Genomic DNA, 17,594 nt, shown 5'->3' with positions numbered 1-17,594 from the left:
TCTAGACTACGCATCTCCGAACTATATGACATTTTTTTCTGAACATTCAGTAATTTGCAGTATAAGATTTGAAATATATGCTCTATTTGAAAAATACGTCCAAGCTCAATTAAATATTGATGCGTTATTTAAGTTACAGTGTCAGAAGTTAAACCGTGTATTGAGTTTAAAAACGGAGTCTACGCATGCCTAAATCCACTATCAGTCAATTACACAGACTGCTTATTATTAGCATAACTAGCAGTCTGTTAGCCTGTTCAAGCCCAGAACAATCAAATGAATTTGTCGGTTATGTGGAAGCAGAGTTGTTGTATATCGCCGCACCTCAATCTGGTTGGATTACCGACAGTCCAGTGCAGGCCGGAGAAAAAATAGCAGCAGGCCAAGTGCTATTTCAGTTAGAGCAATTACAGCAAGAAGCTCAAGTAAAAGAAGCACAAGCACGCCTTGCTCAGGCCAAAGCTCAAGAACGTAATAGTTTAACCGGTGCCAGACAGGAAGAACTAGACGAACTGACAGCCCAACAACGCGCGGCTCAGGTGGCGGTAGATTTGGCGAAAAGTGAACAAGCTCGTTGGAATAAAATAGTTGCTCAAGGCTTGGCACCAGAAGCAACTGCCACTAAGGTTAACGCCGATTACGCCAGCAGTGTAGCCAAGTTACATAGTATTAATGCCAGTATTGAAGTCGCTAGACTTGGTGCTAGACAAGAGTTAATTAACAGCGCCGATGCAGCCCAGCATGCGGCACAAGCGGTAGTAGAGCAAGCCAACTGGCAGTTAGCTCAGCGCCAAACCAAAAGTACGGTTAGCGGGCAGATTGAAGAGGTATTTTATCGCTCTGGGGAATTTGTCGCCGCGGGCAAACCCGTCGTGGCAATTTTACCTAAGCATGCTTTAGTGGTGCGCTTTTTTGTGGCAGAGGCGCAATTAAGTCAGTTCTCTGTTGGACAAACCATTCAGATCACTGCTGATGGTATTGATGGTCCTATCGCTGCGACACTTTTTCATATCAACCGAACTGCCGAATTTACCCCGCCGGTAATTTACGACCAGCAAACACGGCAAAAACTGCTGTTTATGCTCGAAGCACGTTTAAAAAATAATGACGATGACTCGAGCCAACTTCGTCCGGGTTTGCCCGTTACAGTGCAGCTTTAATGACTGAGTTAGCCATTGATGTGCAAGGTTTAGTCAAACGCTTTGGTGACAAAGTGGCGGTCAACGGTGTTGATCTGCAACTACCCAAAGGCGAAGTATGGGGATTTTTAGGGCCAAATGGTTCGGGTAAAACCACCACCATTCGCATGATCTGCGGTTTACTTAAAATCGATAAAGGCAGTGGCCAATGCCTTGGTTTTAATGTACTCACACAAGCAGAACAAATTCGCCGTTTGACAGGTTACATGACCCAGAAGTTTTCCTTTTGGAATGATTTGACCATTCACGAAAACCTCGATTTTGTGGCTCGTTTATATCAACTCCCGGGGCGCAAAGCCTACGTGCAACAAACCTTAGAAAAATTAGGTCTGCACCATCGCCAAAAACAACTGGCAGGAGAACTTTCTGGTGGCTGGAAACAGCGTTTAGCCCTTGCCGCCGTGACCATGCACCAGCCTAAATTACTCTTGCTAGACGAACCGACAGCAGGGGTTGATCCCCAAGCCCGTCGTGATTTTTGGGATGAGATTCATCACTTATCAAGCCAAGGATTGACAGTTTTGGTTTCCACCCATTACATGGACGAAGCTGAGCGCTGTGACAAAATCGTCTATTTGGCCAATGGTGAGTTGATCACCCAAGGCACTGTGCCAGACATCATCCATAACGCCAAACTCTTTACCTATCGAGCTCAAGGTGAAGGTGTGCGTTTAATCACTGAAAAACTGCGAGCTCACGAGGCCATCGCTCATGCCTCTTATTTTGGAGCAGCCTTACATGTCAGTGGCTATCATAAAGCTGAGCTACTACAGGCAATCCAGCAGGTCGCGCCCGACGTTGACTGGCAAGCCGTCGAACCCAGTCTCGAAGATGTCTTTATCGCACTGATGGATAAAGCCGGTCAGGATAAACGGAGTTATCAATGAGCTTACTACCAACAGGATTGATGGCTAGCCTTGCACGTTTACTGGCCATCGCTAATAAAGAGCTAATCCAAATGCGTCGCGACCGTATGACCTTTGCCATGATGCTGGGGATCCCCATGATGCAACTGGTGTTATTTGGCTACGCGATCAATACCGACCCCAAACAACTTCCCACCGCAGTGGTGGCAGAAGAACAAAGTCCCATTATCAGAACCTTGTTAAATGGTCTACAAAACTCGGGTTATTACCACCTTAAATATAACTTACAAGACCCAGCTGCAGCCGATACATTACTGGCCAAGGGCGATGTATCTTTTGTAGTGACCTTTCCAAGTGGTTTTACTCGTCGTCTGATTAAGGGAGAGCGTCCGCAATTATTAATAGAAGCTGATGCGAGCGATCCTTCAGCATCATCCAACGCCATCAGCCGCGCGCAAACCATTATCGACAGCGCCTTAACCCATGAATTAAAAGGTCCATTGGCAGACTTAAATCCCGGTTTATCGCCAGTCGAACTGATCATTCACCGACGCTACAATCCGCAAGGTTTAACCCAATATAATATTGTTCCCGGTCTACTTGGAGTAATAATTACCATGACTATGGTGATGATCACCGGCATGGCCATGACCCGCGAAGTAGAGCAAGGCACTATCGAAAACCTATTAGCCATGCCAGCCAAACCTCTTGAGGTGATGCTTGGCAAAATAATGCCTTACGTGGGTGTGGGCGCAGTGCAAACCGCAGTGATATTATTGGCCGCTTATTATTTATTTGCAGTGCCCTTTGCCGGATCATTAACCTTACTGCTGGCCTCCGTAGGCTTGTTTATTATTGCTAACCTAGCCCTAGGTTTTACGTTTTCAACCTTGGCAAAATCCCAGATGCAGGCCATGCAGTTAACCTTCTTTTTCTTTTTACCTTCCTTATTACTATCGGGTTTTATGTTTCCATTTCGTGGTATGCCAATTTGGGCTCAGTGGCTAGGAGAAGTATTACCCCTAACGCATTTTTTGCGCATAGTTCGAGGAGTCATGTTAAAAAATGCTGATTTTTATACTGTGGCGCAAGAATTGTTAGCTATTGTGCTTTTTACCCTTGCCGTTGGTCTGCTAGCAATCTTGCGTTATAAACGTACCTTAGATTAATTGTTTAGCCCTGCATCTGTCGTTAAATATGACAAACTACCAAGCAATAGCTAATTATCTAAGTCAGCCTGCTAACTTTTTAGCTTAAATCTAAAACTTAAATGGCAATTCTGCTCGTTTGTCTTTCAAATCGTACCGAGTACCTTATAATGACCCCACCACTTATTTATCAGTAAGCAAATGGACCAAAATAAAGAACTAAAAAAAGCAGGATTAAAAATCACCCTGCCACGTTTGAAGATACTGGAAATCCTTCAAGAACCCGCCAATCAACACATCAGTGCTGAAGATGTGTATAAATTATTAATCGAACATGGTGAAGAAATCGGCCTTGCCACGGTATATCGAGTGCTTAACCAATTTGATGATGCTGGGATCTTAAACCGCCACCACTTTGAAGGCGGTAAATCAGTTTTTGAAATTAGTCATAAAAAACATCACGACCATTTAGTGTGTTTAAAGTGCGGTAAAGTGATTGAGTTTGAAGACGAAGTGATAGAAAGACGTCAAGACGAAGTCGCTAAGCGCCACAATATTAAACTCACCCACCACAGCTTGTATCTCTACGGCGAATGTTTAACAGAGTGTGACGAAGACTAGGTTTTATTATGCTGCGCAGCGATGAATTATCGCTACGCGACAGGGCCTGCGCTTCACTTACTTAACGCTTCGCGACCAAGATTATGTGCAGCGCACACCGTTAATCATTGTCGGCGAAGCCGATGCTTTTGATTTTCCTCTCGACTCCAACTTACCCAATTTCATTAGTGCCTTGTCAAATGTCCAGACAGGGACGTCTGGACAAGGCGTGTAGTGCATAGGGACGCAGACTCACACCGGTTTGATCAACAAGGTGCTGATAAAATTGGAGCAGTAAGTTGGTTGGAGAGTGGGCCTTTTTATGAAATATGTCCCTATATTTCACCCTTCGGGCCATCCTTCGGATGTTCAAATTCATTCCAGATGAATTTGTGGTTACTTTTTGCGGCTTTAGGGACAAAGTGACTGGCGTGTCAGGGACGACATGTCATACCCGCATGCGACCAACATGGATGTTGGAAGGTAGAATAACGCAGGGAGCAGTTATCGAGATTGCGGTAAGCGACAGCGCATGCTGTGTCGCGAAGCGATGCATTGTAAGTGCAACGCATACTCAGTCGCGCAGCAATAACCGTTACCAACTCAAATCATCGGGTATTTGATAATCGGCATACCAATCGTCTTGTTCACTGCTGGCTTTGTCTTCTTTGCTAAGATTATCCACTCGATAAACGACCAATTGCGAGTCGCGTTCTGCAATCTTATCGGCCACTGGCATAGGTACTAACTCATAACCTTGTTCATATTTCACAATGGCGAGTTTGCCTTGTGAAATATCTTTCTGTGTCGCCGCATTAACATACATACGTTTGATCAAAGTGCCATCAGTAAAGTTACAGACAATGTCTCCCTTACCTCGTGGCTGTTTATTCACTTCGATCAACTGCTTTATCTGGGCGACAACCGCTTTTTTCTCCGCTTCAATTTTAGTTTGCTGGTTAAGCTCACGATCTTTATTTTTTTTAGCTTCAATTGCAGCGGCAGCGGCCTCTTTGGCCTCGTTGGTTTCTACCACTTTATGTCGTTGCTGTTCTTTAGCTTGTTTATGTTTTTGTTGCTTAACTTGTTTAACCTTTTTTTTATCGGTTAAACCAGCTTTAAGGAGTTGTTCTTGAAGTGATAGGGCCATATTAAGAAAACCATTTGATACACCCATCATCCTTGAAACCGCACGTTTGTTGGCGGCATTCATTCGCCCCAATCACTTAATGAACTAAGCTCTTGGGTCTCATTCTTCTGCCGCCGCCGTGCAATTCCAATGATTTTGAGTATTAATACTAAAAAGCTCGGTGAGGATATCACCGAGCACTTATTTTTTGTGGCAGCTTAAGTCGTTTTTTTACGTTTGTCTTCGGCTTTCCACTTTTTACCGTCATACCAAGAAGACCAGCCAGTAGCCTTGCCTTCAGCGTTTTCAGTCATCACGTACTGCTGCTTTGTTTTGCGGCTAAAACGCACCAAAGTTGCATTACCATCTGGATCTTTAGCTGGCGCATCGGCTAGATAGTAAAATTTCTCCGACAGCCTGTCTCTGAAACGCGCTAACTCTTTAACCAAAGGCGCTCTGGTTTCCCTTGATTTAGGAAAATTATGCGCCGCTAAAAACACCCCAGCAGCCCCGTCACGTAAAACAAAGTGAGCATCAGACTTTTCACATGCCAACTCAGGCAAATCAACCGGATCTTCTTTAGGTGGCGCAGCTTCGCCATTTCTTAGCAACTTACGGGTGTTTTTACATTCATCGCTACTACAGCCAAAATATTTACCAAACCGGCCGTTTTTAAGCTCCATGTTAGCGCCACATTTATCGCATTCTAACAAGGGGCCTTCATAACCTTTTAACTTAAAGGTACCGTTTTCAACATACACGCCTTCACAGGTTGGAGTATTACCACACACATGCAATTTGCGATTTTCATCGACCAAATAACTGTCCATGGCAGTACCACACACACCGCAGCGGCGTTTAGCACGGAGTAATTCTGTCTCTAACTCGTCTTCATCTTCAACTTTTATCGCATCGTCGCCAGCCACCAAATTCATGGTACCTGTGCATTTTTCTTTGGGTGGTAAATTGTAACCTGAACAACCTAAAAACACCCCAGTACTTGCCGTTCTGACATTCATTGGGCGTGCACAAACTTTACACTCAATTTCAGTAGGAACCGCTTGATTCAAACGCATACCGCCTTCTTCAGCCGGTTTTTCAGCGAGTACTAATTTTTCTTCAAATTCACTGTAAAACTCATCTAATACGCCCTTCCACGATGCTTTACCGTTAGCGATATCATCCAGTTGCTGTTCCATTTTGGCGGTGAAGTCATAGGAGATCAGATCGTCAAAATTTTCCATCAATCGATCGTTAACGATTTCGCCCATTTTTTCAGCATAAAAACGTTTACTATCGAGTCGTACATAACCTCTATCTTGAATTGTCGAGATAATACTGGCGTAAGTAGATGGACGGCCAATACCACGTTTTTCAAGCTCTTTAACCAATGAGGCTTCGTTAAAACGTGCCACCGGTTTAGTAAAGTGTTGTTTAGGATCAAGTTGTTTTAACTTAAGTACTTCGCCTTCTTTAACATCAGGCAGCATTAAGTCTTCTTCACCTTTTTTACGTGCTTGATTTTGCACACGAGTCCAGCCATCAAATTTCAAAACTCGGCCTTTAGCGGTTAATTCGTAGTTTTTGGCTTCTACTCGTATGGTACTGGCATCGTATTGCGCGTTAACCATCTGACAGGCTACAAACTGACGCCAGATCAAATCATATAAACGCTGGGCGTCACGCTCCATTTCAGTTAAGGATTCGGCTTTAACGGCTACGCTTGATGGACGAATGGCTTCATGAGCCTCTTGCGCGCCTTCTTTGCTGCCATAGGTAAGCGCTTGATTCGGTAGATATTTCGCACCAAAATTGTCCGTGATGTATGCACGGCAAGTTTCAACTGCTTCAGCACTAAGATTGGTTGAATCGGTACGCATATAGGTAATATGCCCAGCTTCGTACAAACGCTGCGCCATCATCATGGTTTTTTTCACGCCAAAACCTAAACGAGTACTTGCAGCTTGTTGCAAAGTAGAGGTAATAAACGGCGCAGATGGCTTGCTTTGAGTTGGTTTTGACTCACGACTAACCACCGTATAACTGGCATTTTGCAGTGCATTTTGCGCAGTTTCAGCTTGGGTTTTATTCAGTGGTTTGAAATTGTCATTTTTATATTTAACCACCTGCATACGCAGATCGTTTTGTTTCGCGGTTAATAAATCAGCGTGTAAGTCCCAAAACTCTTCTGGCACAAAGGCTTTGATTTCACGCTCACGCTCTACCACCAAACGCACAGCCACCGATTGTACTCGGCCTGCAGATAGACCACGGGCAACTTTTTTCCACAATAGTGGGGATACCATAAATCCCACTACGCGGTCTAAAAAACGCCTAGCTTGCTGGGCATTTACTCGTTCAATGTTGACTTTACCTGGATGAGAAAACGCATCCTGAATCGCATTTTTAGTGATCTCGTTAAATACCACTCGCTGAAAGTCTTTTGTCGGATCGTTGATGATTTCTTGTAAGTGCCAAGCGATCGCTTCTCCTTCTCTATCCAAATCCGTTGCGAGATAGATAGTGTCAGCATTTTTGGCTAATTTTTTCAAATCATTAACCACTTTTTCCTTACCCGTCATGACCTCGTAATGGGCATGCCAATTATCTTTGGGATCAACACCCATGCGATCAACTAATTTTTGATATTCGTAGTGACGTAAATACTCATTGCGTTTTTTTTCTGATAACGTTTTTAACGCACTTGCTGGTTTTTTAGGCGCTACTTTACCTAAAGCCTTAGTTGGGAGGTCTCGAACGTGACCGACACTGGATGTCACAATAAAATTATTGCCGAGATATTTATTAATTGTTTTTGCCTTTGCCGGAGACTCGACAATGACTAGAGACTTTGCCATATATTGGTATTAACCTTTTGATTTTTTTAGGTTTTCAATCAAAAAACAAACCTATTACGTAGTTTGTCGTTGAAATTTGCTTTTTAACATATATCGACAAAGTGAATAGAAAACAAGTTCTTCTTCATACTTATCCTAAATTCTTTTTTTTCCATCGACTCAAGCAGCGAAATAATGCAGGCACAAAGTTGGCAGCATCAACAAAAGCAGTATAATGCCCAGCCATTCGCGCCTATCACTTATTATTGCCCCTGTTACTTAGGCGACTCAAACATAATAATGTCGGTTAAAAACACGTGTTTTAGACCTACATGCACAACAAAAAAGAGGTTTTAATGAAACAGTTTGAAGTCAATTTTGATGGTTTAGTCGGCCCTACTCACAATTATGCAGGTTTGTCTTATGGAAACGTGGCTTCGTTAAATAATGCGAGTGCATCTAGCAGCCCTAAACAGGCAGCTAAGCAGGGATTAAAAAAAATGAAGGCCTTGGCTGACCTTGGCATGATTCAAGGCGTGCTGGCACCGCAGGAGCGACCTGACGTGTATGCATTGCGGCGTTTAGGTTTTTCTGGCAGCGATAGCGAAGTATTAAATAAAGCCGCCAAACAAGCACCGGCAATTTTTCAGGCATGTTGTTCGGCATCCAGTATGTGGACAGCCAATGCCGCCACGGTTTCACCCAGCGCTGATACACAAGATGGAAAAGTGCATTTCACACCGGCCAATTTAACCAATAAATTTCATCGCTCCTTAGAGCCGCAAGTGACTGGCAATATCCTTAAAGCCATTTTTAAGGATCAAAAACATTTTGCTCATCACCAACATTTACCCGACAACGAACATTTTGGGGACGAAGGTGCTGCCAACCATACTCGTTTATGTTCAGCCTATGGTGAGGCAGGTGTCGAGATTTTTGTTTATGGTCGCCACGCTTTTGATAACAGCAAACCTGCACCAACTAAGTTTCCAGCACGCCAAACGTTTGAAGCCAGCCAAGCGGTGGCTCGTTTGCATGGCTTAAATGACGACAAAGTTGTGTATATATTGCAAAATCCACAAGTCATTGATCAGGGTGTATTCCACAACGACGTGATCTCAGTGGGTAATCAGAATGTACTGTTTTACCATGATCAGGCTTTCCATCAAACTGAGCAGGCATTGTCTGAGATAAAACGTAAGTTTGGGGATAAAGAGCTACATTTTATTCGAGTCGACAGCCAAGATGTTAGTGTACAAGACGCCATAAAAAGCTATTTATTTAATACCCAAATAATTACCTTACCTAATGGCAATATGGCGATCATTGCGCCTTCAGAATGTGAAGAAAATCCAGCCGTTGCAGCTTATCTTAAGAAATTAGTGAGTTTGAATACGCCCATCAAGGAAGTGAAATTTTTCGACGTAAAACAGAGTATGCGCAATGGCGGTGGTCCGGCTTGTTTGCGTTTACGCGTGGCAATGACCGAGCAGGAATGCGCCGCCATTAATCAAAGTACTTTGATGAACGATGCTTTGTTTGAACGCTTAAACAACTGGGTAGATACACACTACCGTGACCAGTTATTGATTGACGATTTACGTGATCCTCAACTATTACTTGAATCACGCACTGCTTTAGATGAATTAACTCAATTGCTTAAGCTCGGTTCGGTTTATCCGTTTCAGTTAATTTAGATTCGACCAAAAAAAAGCCCAGAACAGAGTCTGGGCTTGATTTATTAGAGAGTATTACTACAGGTTCGGTTTGCACCATCGTCAAAGAGATTACCCGGATTATTTGGATCTTCAACCATATTAACGCCAGAACCAAATGGGTTGGTATTAGGTGGAGTAGTTTCTATTTCTAAATCACTGGTAGCGGCCGCTAATCTGTAATATTGACTCGCTTGTGATTCACTTCCCGCCACCGGCGTACTCACTGTAATCTTAATCACACCCCATGCTGCGTATGTTTTCGCGTAACGTAATTCAATTAATGCCTGACCATTATCATCGGTAGTCACGTTACCATCAATTGACACTATATTACCTGGGGTAAGTTCATTGTCACCGTTGGTATCTTCATTAGGATCCTCAATTGCGTCGTCGTCTTTATCCTCATTGGAACAACCTATTGTAGTCTCCGGAACCCAATACTCGAATGCGTTGGGGTCTGGATATGCTCGCCAATAACCTTTATAAAATGCAGGTTTGATTAATTGATAATTTGCATCACCAAGCTGAGCCTGAGGATCTAAAAACTCATTGGATTTAACCGGAGTACCAGTAACCGTCAAATTAATATTTTTAACCGGATTTGAATTAGCATCGGTGACAAATACGGTAAAGGTTTTCAGATAAGAGGTTTCATCTGGGATCTGAATCGAATTACCTGTACCTATTGAGATGAATTGTGCTCGGCCATTGACCGTAATTTTGGTACTGGCGGCAATTGATGACTCAACTTCAGTAGCGGTAATCGTTACACCATTTTCGGTAGTCACCGCAGATGAGGTATAAACTGTAGAAGCAATACCATTGCTATCAGTAACAGAGGTTGCAGGTGAGATTCGGCCACCACTTACATCATTAGCGCTAAAGTTAACGGTTTTACCTTTTACTAAATTGCCTTGTGGATTTCTGATCACAGCCGTTATAGTGCTCTTTTGCCCATTTGGCCCAATCGCATTTGGACTCGCAGAAATAATGATATTGTCAACATCTGTGGCGATAAACTCCACTACTTGACGAGTGTTGACTATATTGCCGTTAGCATCTACCCCTTGCGCAGAAATAGTCGCTTGGCCTGCATTATTAGAACTAATACTCACACTCACCTGACCATTGGCATCTGTGACACCATTGGCACTCGTCAAGGTTCCTCTGGTGGTATTAAAACTTACATTTCCACCGACAAAAGCGTTGCCATCTTTTGACCAATCTAAAACCAGTGTCGCCAACTCTCCCAAAGGAATATCCTTGGTAGGTACAGCACTAAATTCAAATTTATCTTCCTGAATACTGATATTTTGTGTCCCTACAGCATTAAGCGCTGAAGCAGAAATAACATCAACTCCAGAATTATTTGCATTATAAATAACCGATACCTGGCCTGTTTCATCAGTAGTAGGATTGGCATTACTAAAGGTATTCGCGTTTTGCGAAGTTAAACTCAGGCTTTGGTTAGGTATGCCATTACCATCAGAATCTGCTAATAAGATAGTCACTTCAGCAGAACCACCAACCACCACAGAGGGATCGGAGTTTAATATCACCTGCGTACCCACAACCTGGATGTTTAAGTTTTGGGTCAAAGTGCCTGCACTGGCAGTTACTTTGATGGTGCGATTTCTGGGCTTGTTTTGGGTGGTTAATAAGGCTCTTGCTGTACCGTCAGGACCGGTAATACCCTGAGTTATCTGAATGGTAGCATCATCTCCAACCGCCGCTGAAAAAGACACAGGAACACCTGAAACAAGAATACTTTGGGTATTTTTGACTAAAGCGATAAGTTCAATTTCATCTGAACCACTCGAGGCTAATTGAAAAGAACTAGCAAAAAAGTCTAAAGAAGCTGGTTGTTCATTTTGCTCGGTTATGCCAGCAGAATTATAAGTAATGGTCTTGGATTCACCACTACTTATAGTTGCTACTATTTCACCGGCTCCTGAATTCTCCGCTACCGTTAAACCAATAGTTGCAATACCTGTGGTACCTGTTGTTGCTGTACCAGAATCATTTGTAAAGTTTGCTAATCCCGTCGGAGCAAAGGTAAAAGTCACCAATATGTCGTTAAGATCATTACCATTAGCATCTTTTACTACTGCCGTTAATGTCAGTGGGTTTTCACTGCTTAATTCTTTTGACGCTGTACCACTGGCATCAGTTAAGGATAAAACGATGCTACGTTCGGTTGTAGTTTCAGTACCACCGCCAGTTCCGCCCCCAGTTGTAGGCTCTCGCTCAAGGCCGCCACCACTTCCGCCACCACAAGCCACTAAGCTCGAAAGAAGCAAACACCCAATCAGAGTTTTCAAACGTAACATCATATAAAATCCTTGCACACATAATGGTTAAGTGACGTTGCTGTACACTTTATTAGTTCAGCTTAATCAACAATCTTGTTAGTCTATGCTAAACGGTCAAACTAGATCGTATTCAATACTAATAATAAATTCAGGAATGTTATGACAACCGCCAATCTCACTCCCCACAAAAAACTCGGTCTAACCGCTCGCATCTTTATCGGCATGGCTATCGGAATCGCCATAGGAACCTTGTTGCAATTGTTATCTGATGATAGCGGAGATTTTTCGTTTAGTGTATTTAACACCGAGTTTTCTACGTATGCCTTTTTAGTAGAGGGTATATTTACCATACTAGGAACCCTGTTTATCAAAGCACTAAAAATGCTAGTTGTGCCTTTGGTATTTGTGTCTTTGGTTTGTGGTACCGCCAATCTTTCTGATCCCTCTAAACTCGGGCGTTTAGGTGGCAAAGCTGTCGGTTTATATATAGGTACAACGGCAATAGCCATCAGTTTAGCGATAGTTTTTGCGCTAATCGTACAACCTGGCAGTGGTATTGATCTCGCCTCTGATAGTACCTATACCGCCAAACAAGCGCCCTCTTTAGCACAAGTTATCATTGATATGATGCCATCCAATCCGGTGGATGCAATGGCTCAGGGAAACATGTTACAAATCATTGTATTTGCAGCATTTTTTGGTATTGCGTTGGCAATGGTAAAGGGTGAATCAGGTTCTCGTCTGCGTACGTTTTTTGATGATTTAAATGAAGTGATCATGCGTATCGTTACTATCGTAATGAACCTAGCACCTTATGGCGTATTTGCCTTAATGGCGAAGCTAGCAGCCACCACTGATATCGAAGTATTTCAGGGTTTAACTAAGTACTTTTTCTTAGTATTGTTTGTTTTATTTATACACGCCTTAGTTACCTACCCAATAATATTAAAATTATTTAGCGGCCTTAACCCGATCACCTTACTGAAAAAAATGCGTGATACCGCCATTTTTGCCTTTAGTACGGCCAGTAGCAGCGCAACTCTTCCAGTAACGATTGAGACAGCGAACAAAAAACTCGGTGTTAAAAACTCTGTTGCTTCTTTTACTCTTTCCTTAGGCTCAACGGTTAATATGGATGGCACGGCTATTATGCAAGGTGTCGCCACGGTATTTATCGCTCAGGTGTACAATGTTGATTTAAGTGTTACTGACTTTTTGATGGTCATACTCACCGCCACACTCGCGTCAATCGGCACAGCAGGCGTACCCGGTGTCGGTTTATTGATGCTAGCCATGGTGTTGCAACAAGTTAACTTACCCGTCGAAGGTATTGCTCTAATTATCGGTGTAGATCGTTTGCTGGATATGACCCGCACAGCCGTTAATGTTACCGGCGATTGTGTGGTGTCTTGTATCGTGGCAAAAAGTGAAAATGAAATAGATCTTGCGGTTTATAACAATCCGAATGCAGGCAGCAAGTACGAAGAATTACCTTAAATTTTATAGGTCGACAGAATCAAAAATAGAGCGTTAATACAACGCTCTGTTTTTACAAACACCAATAAACTAATGTCCTAATACCCGAGCAGGGTTGATTTTAGCGGCTTTAAAGGCGGGATATAAGGTAGCTAATAAACTTAAAATTACTGCGATAATGGCGGTTAATGCCACCTCATTCCAATGTAATTCAGAGGGTAAAAAGTCGATAAAATAAACATCGCCTGATAAAAACTGAATATTTAATAGTTTCTCAGCAAACCGCGCCACATCGGCTAAATTAAGGGCCATTAACACGCCCAATATCACGCCCCATACAGTTCCAATTAATCCATTTAACAAACCTTGCAACATAAAGGTTTGGATAATCAATGAGTCCTTGGCGCCCATGCTTTTTAACATGGCAATTTCACTTTGTTTTTCGTTAACCGCCATGACTAAGGTCGAGACAATATTAAAACAGGCGACGGCGATCACTAAGATTAGCGCGATATAAACCACGCTGCGCACAAGTTGGATGTCTTGATAAAGGTTACCCTCGGTGCGAGTCCAGTCAGACATATATACTTCGGGCTCCATGGCAAAGCCCAATTCAGGCACAATGGAGGGTGCCGCAAAGGGATCAACAAAACGAAGGCGAATACCTTGAGCACCGTTTTTAACCCCTAAACTTTCTGCTGCTAATGACATCTGCATCACAGCGATATGATTACTCAGTTCACCTTCTAAATTTAAACTACCAAGCACTTCTAACCATAACGATTTAGGTGCTCGTAAACTAAGGTCAGCAGAAATCTGTGGTAATAAAAGCTGCACACTATCACCGACTTTAACATCAAGGTGTTGCATGATCCCCTGCCCCAACAACACGCCATTTTCACTTCGAATAAATGCCTGCCATTGTTCGTTGGATACTTGAGTAACTTGTTGGTTTTGCTCAGCAAAGTCAGGGCTTACCGCCGACATTTCGACAGCTTTAAGCAAATTACCCTTTTGCAACATACCTGTGGCTTTAACAAAGGGCTCGATAAAGGTAATACGGGGATCGTGAGATAATTTAACGATTTCTTCCGGCCAGTTAGCTAAGCCCTCAATATCTACTGCGGTATATTCGCCATGGGGAATAATCGCCAATAAACGATCTTTAAGTTCACGCTCAAAGCCGTTCATCACCGATAACAGCAAGATCAAGACAAAACAGCCCAACCCTATGCCTACGGTAGAAGATGCCGAGATAAATGAAATAAAGCCATTCTGACGTTTATTAGCGCGAAAGCGCCAAGCGAGTTTAAACACCAATGACATTAGGTCAGTTCCGTTGCTGCTGTAACTTGCAATACACCATCAATTAAGTTGAGAGAACGATCCAGCTTATTGGCTAAACCCACATCATGAGTAACCACCACAAAACTGGTTTGCAACTGTTCACGTAATTCACGTAACAATTGATAAATACTCTCACCGGTTTTTTGATCAAGGTTACCCGTAGGTTCATCGGCAAGTACCAACTTAGGCTGATTAACTAGCGCTCTAGCAATGGCCACCCGTTGGCGCTCTCCACCTGACAATTCCGCAGGTTTATGACTCGCTCGATGTTGCAAGCCCACTTTTGTCAGCATAGCGAGGGCTGTTTGTTCAGCCTGTTTAACTGGCTGTTTAGCAATTAACAGCGGCATAGCGACATTTTCTAGCGCACTAAACTCTGGCAGCAAGTGATGGAACTGATAAACAAAACCGAGAGACTGATTACGAAACTGTGCTTGCTGGTTAGCCGAAAATTGGAAGATGTCTTGTTGTTCAAAATACACTTTACCACTAGAGGGTTTATCCAGCGCGCCTAACAAATGTAATAAGGTGCTTTTACCGGACCCCGAACTACCAACAATGGCAACTTGCTCACCCTTACCAATGGTAAAACTGACATCTTTCAAGACCTGGAGCTTGTGTGCCCCTTCGTTAAATTCTTTATTTAAGTTAGTACAGGTGAGTAATTCACTCATGGTCTAGAACAAGTCCCAATATCAATGATGCTAAGTCTAAGTGCATGAATTACCGTATAAAAGCACAAGAATTTAGTATTAAGTCGAATAGATGCGCCTATCATACCAATTAATGTGGATGAACAAAGCTAAAGGCTCAAAAATAGTGATAAAAAACGGGAATTTACAAGGAAATAAAAAAGTATCAGAGGATTGTTTGGAATTAAGATGAAACTTTGTATTTAATGGCGGAGTGGACGGGACTTGAACCCGCGACCCCCGGCGTGACAGGCCGGTATTCTAACCAACTGAACTACCACTCCGCTGTTAAATACTATTTGTTTTGATGTTGGCGGAGTGGACGGGACTTGAACCCGCGACCCCCGGCGTGACAGGCCGGTATTCTAACCAACTGAACTACCACTCCAGCGTAATCAAAACAAAAACTGACAAAATTAAAGTTGGCGGAGTGGACGGGACTTGAACCCGCGACCCCCGGCGTGACAGGCCGGTATTCTAACCAACTGAACTACCACTCCACATTCTTTAACATTATCAAGCAGTTACGTGACAAATATAGTATCCACCTCGTCAACCGCGGCGCAGATAATACGGGTTAGGCACTAGTGAGTCAACTGCTTTTTAGAGCAAATTACAGATATGCGGTTTGATTGCTGGAGGATTAACCGATTTTGCTGAACAAGGGCAAAAAAAGAGCTAATTCAGAGTAAGTTGCCTTAAAAAAACAAACAATATAAAAGCATTGCAACGTGGTTTTATTGAAGAATACTCTGCGATCTATTCGAATTGATTTATTTCAACGCTTTTTTACGCAGAAAATACCAAATGGCGGCACCACCAAAACCAATAATAAACAGATTAAGCAGCACCACTATGAGCACCATAGTGGTTTTGCTCATACTAGATTCGGGCTCAGTCATTATGCTTTGATCAAGATTTGGCTCAGCAATTAGATCGGCAGATACTGGAGGAGTTACCGTTTCAGGATCAGTTGTCACTATATTGGCTGTATCTAACTCAGACCCGGTCACAGATGGATTAGCCCCATCAATAACAGGGCTCGTCGTGATAGGTTTAGGCTCTTCAGTTAAAAAGCTATATTCGGGCACATCCAAAATAAACTCTCGACCATCCACGGTATTGCCGTAGGCGGTAAGTTTGACCCGATAAACACCCGTTTCGTAGTTAACGATTAAATGCTCTCGCACAGCAGATGACATGTCAGTGATGGAAAAATTCTGAATATCACCACTAGGGAAACGTACCTTTCCATCCAATAATAAGGTAGACATATCAACATGTTGACGCTCTGCATCAATTAAAATCTTATGAAAGCCCTTGCCTCCCTCGTCAATATCTACGGAGATTTTGATAGGATTAGGGTACAACATTAAATTAGGATCTACCTGCTCGCGAGAAAACATCGGAGTTGAAACTGAAAACACCGGCATCCATTCACCATCAGCGACGGCTAAATTAAACTGACCGGTGAAAGTACCATCAAGTGGCCTCTCATCCATGCCTTTACCATTGTCTTCAAAGGTCGCTATGGTCTGAGATTCAGAACCAAAGTTATTATAATTGGGATTATTGGTACTAACAAAGTCGATTCTTAGTTCCACTACATCCCGAAACGCCGAATAATCAATGGGTTTACCATGGTTAGTGAGGTAAGAAGTTTGTTTGAGAATTTCACCAGAAAAAATAATTCTGGGCAGCGGGTCGGCGTGTAACGCTAAATCACTTATTACCATCACTCTACTGCCTGGACTGATTTGTCCCACAGCTTGCCAGGGGCCTGGTGTCGGTTTTTTTATACTGATCATGTCGTAAGTGGCAGCATCAAACCAAAAAAGATTGTCCCCATCTGCCTGCGACTGGAAAATTTTGGTGCCATCAGGCTGCACTAATACAATTGGCGCACTACCAAACTCACGAAAAAAGATCATCGTCAGTTCGTCTACTGTAAAATCAATACGAAAGCGATTTTGTAATAAAGGAATACCATTTTGGTAGGCAGACCCCAGCAAACTTAGTGGAGATTTTTCTTTATCCGTAACATCGTTATCGGTTGATTTATCACTAGCAGCAGCGACACTTGCACTTAGTGGCAAGGCAATTTTTTCATTAAACTGCGGAATTTTTTTTACGCTATTGGCTGCGACTATCGGTTGCTGAGCATGAGTATTTTGCGCCCAGCTAAAAGCAATCAGGAGGCAGCTTAGATAAGCGGCCATCATGCCATAAGGGAATATTGAGGCTTTTATTCGGTTCTTATTTAACATGCC

General features: G+C 42.9%; 12 protein-coding genes and 3 tRNA genes. 6 read left to right on the top strand and 9 right to left on the bottom strand.

The window, feature by feature from the left end; all coding sequences use genetic code 11:
- Positions 1-185: 185 nt before the first annotated feature.
- The 4 genes from AX660_RS01615 to fur all read left to right on the top strand — a co-directional run bounded on the left by AX660_RS01615 (position 186) and on the right by fur (position 3,834).
- Positions 186-1,160, top strand: a complete 975-nt coding sequence (locus AX660_RS01615; protein WP_068371540.1) for an HlyD family secretion protein — start codon at positions 186-188, stop codon at positions 1,158-1,160.
- Positions 1,160-2,086, top strand: coding sequence for an ABC transporter ATP-binding protein (locus AX660_RS01610; RefSeq protein WP_068371537.1), 927 nt, complete (start codon positions 1,160-1,162; stop codon positions 2,084-2,086). The genes AX660_RS01615 and AX660_RS01610 overlap by 1 nt, the downstream gene beginning before the upstream one ends.
- On the top strand, positions 2,083-3,234 hold the full coding sequence (locus tag AX660_RS01605; RefSeq protein WP_201027382.1) for an ABC transporter permease: 1,152 nt from the start codon (positions 2,083-2,085) through the stop codon (positions 3,232-3,234). Before AX660_RS01610 ends, AX660_RS01605 begins: the two co-directional genes overlap by 4 nt.
- 180 nt (positions 3,235-3,414) lie before the next feature.
- The gene (fur, locus tag AX660_RS01600; protein ID WP_068371534.1) at positions 3,415-3,834 is read left to right on the top strand and encodes a ferric iron uptake transcriptional regulator; all 420 of its coding nucleotides are present in this window, start codon (positions 3,415-3,417) and stop codon (positions 3,832-3,834) included.
- A gap of 574 nt (positions 3,835-4,408) precedes the next feature.
- Here the strand turns inward: fur and AX660_RS01595 are convergent.
- Entirely contained in the window at positions 4,409-4,963 is a 555-nt protein-coding gene (locus tag AX660_RS01595; RefSeq protein WP_068372042.1) for a DUF2058 domain-containing protein, read from the bottom strand.
- Positions 4,964-5,160: 197 nt separating this feature from the next.
- Positions 5,161-7,800: a type I DNA topoisomerase gene (gene topA, locus AX660_RS01590; protein ID WP_068371532.1), complete on the bottom strand. Its 2,640-nt coding sequence runs from the start codon at positions 7,798-7,800 to the stop codon at positions 5,161-5,163.
- A gap of 335 nt (positions 7,801-8,135) precedes the next feature.
- Here topA and astB point away from each other — a divergent pair, with 335 nt between their 5' ends.
- Entirely contained in the window at positions 8,136-9,476 is a 1,341-nt protein-coding gene (gene astB / locus AX660_RS01585) for an N-succinylarginine dihydrolase (RefSeq protein WP_068371529.1), read from the top strand.
- A 44-nt stretch (positions 9,477-9,520) separates the two neighbouring features.
- Here the strand turns inward: astB and AX660_RS01580 are convergent, their stop codons facing one another.
- Positions 9,521-11,830: an Ig-like domain-containing protein gene (locus tag AX660_RS01580; protein ID WP_068371522.1), complete on the bottom strand. Its 2,310-nt coding sequence runs from the start codon at positions 11,828-11,830 to the stop codon at positions 9,521-9,523.
- 138 nt (positions 11,831-11,968) lie between these two features.
- On the opposite strand from AX660_RS01580, the gene AX660_RS01575 reads away from it, so the two are divergent.
- The gene (locus AX660_RS01575; protein WP_068371519.1) at positions 11,969-13,306 is read left to right on the top strand and encodes a dicarboxylate/amino acid:cation symporter; all 1,338 of its coding nucleotides are present in this window, start codon (positions 11,969-11,971) and stop codon (positions 13,304-13,306) included.
- A 69-nt stretch (positions 13,307-13,375) separates the two neighbouring features.
- Here the strand turns inward: AX660_RS01575 and lolE are convergent, their stop codons facing one another.
- The 6 genes from lolE to AX660_RS01545 form a co-directional block, all read right to left on the bottom strand.
- Positions 13,376-14,611 carry a lipoprotein-releasing ABC transporter permease subunit LolE gene (gene lolE / locus AX660_RS01570; RefSeq protein ID WP_068371516.1) on the bottom strand — a complete coding sequence of 412 codons (1,236 nt, stop codon included), beginning with the start codon at positions 14,609-14,611 and terminating at the stop codon, positions 13,376-13,378.
- Positions 14,611-15,306, bottom strand: a complete 696-nt coding sequence (gene lolD, locus AX660_RS01565) for a lipoprotein-releasing ABC transporter ATP-binding protein LolD (protein WP_068371512.1) — start codon at positions 15,304-15,306, stop codon at positions 14,611-14,613. Before lolD ends, lolE begins: the two co-directional genes overlap by 1 nt.
- 225 nt (positions 15,307-15,531) lie before the next feature.
- Positions 15,532-15,608: transfer RNA gene (locus AX660_RS01560), tRNA-Asp, on the bottom strand.
- A gap of 27 nt (positions 15,609-15,635) precedes the next feature.
- Positions 15,636-15,712 (bottom strand) — tRNA-Asp (locus tag AX660_RS01555).
- A gap of 35 nt (positions 15,713-15,747) precedes the next feature.
- Positions 15,748-15,824 (bottom strand) — tRNA-Asp (locus AX660_RS01550).
- A gap of 273 nt (positions 15,825-16,097) precedes the next feature.
- Complete coding sequence (locus AX660_RS01545) at positions 16,098-17,591, bottom strand: TIGR03503 family protein (protein ID WP_235594629.1); 1,494 nt, start codon at positions 17,589-17,591, stop codon at positions 16,098-16,100.
- Between the last annotated feature and the right edge of the window lie 3 nt (positions 17,592-17,594).

It is taken from the genome of Paraglaciecola hydrolytica, assembly GCF_001565895.1.
Taxonomy (GTDB): domain Bacteria; phylum Pseudomonadota; class Gammaproteobacteria; order Enterobacterales; family Alteromonadaceae; genus Paraglaciecola; species Paraglaciecola hydrolytica.
This window is presented reverse-complemented; position numbering and strand designations above follow the sequence as displayed.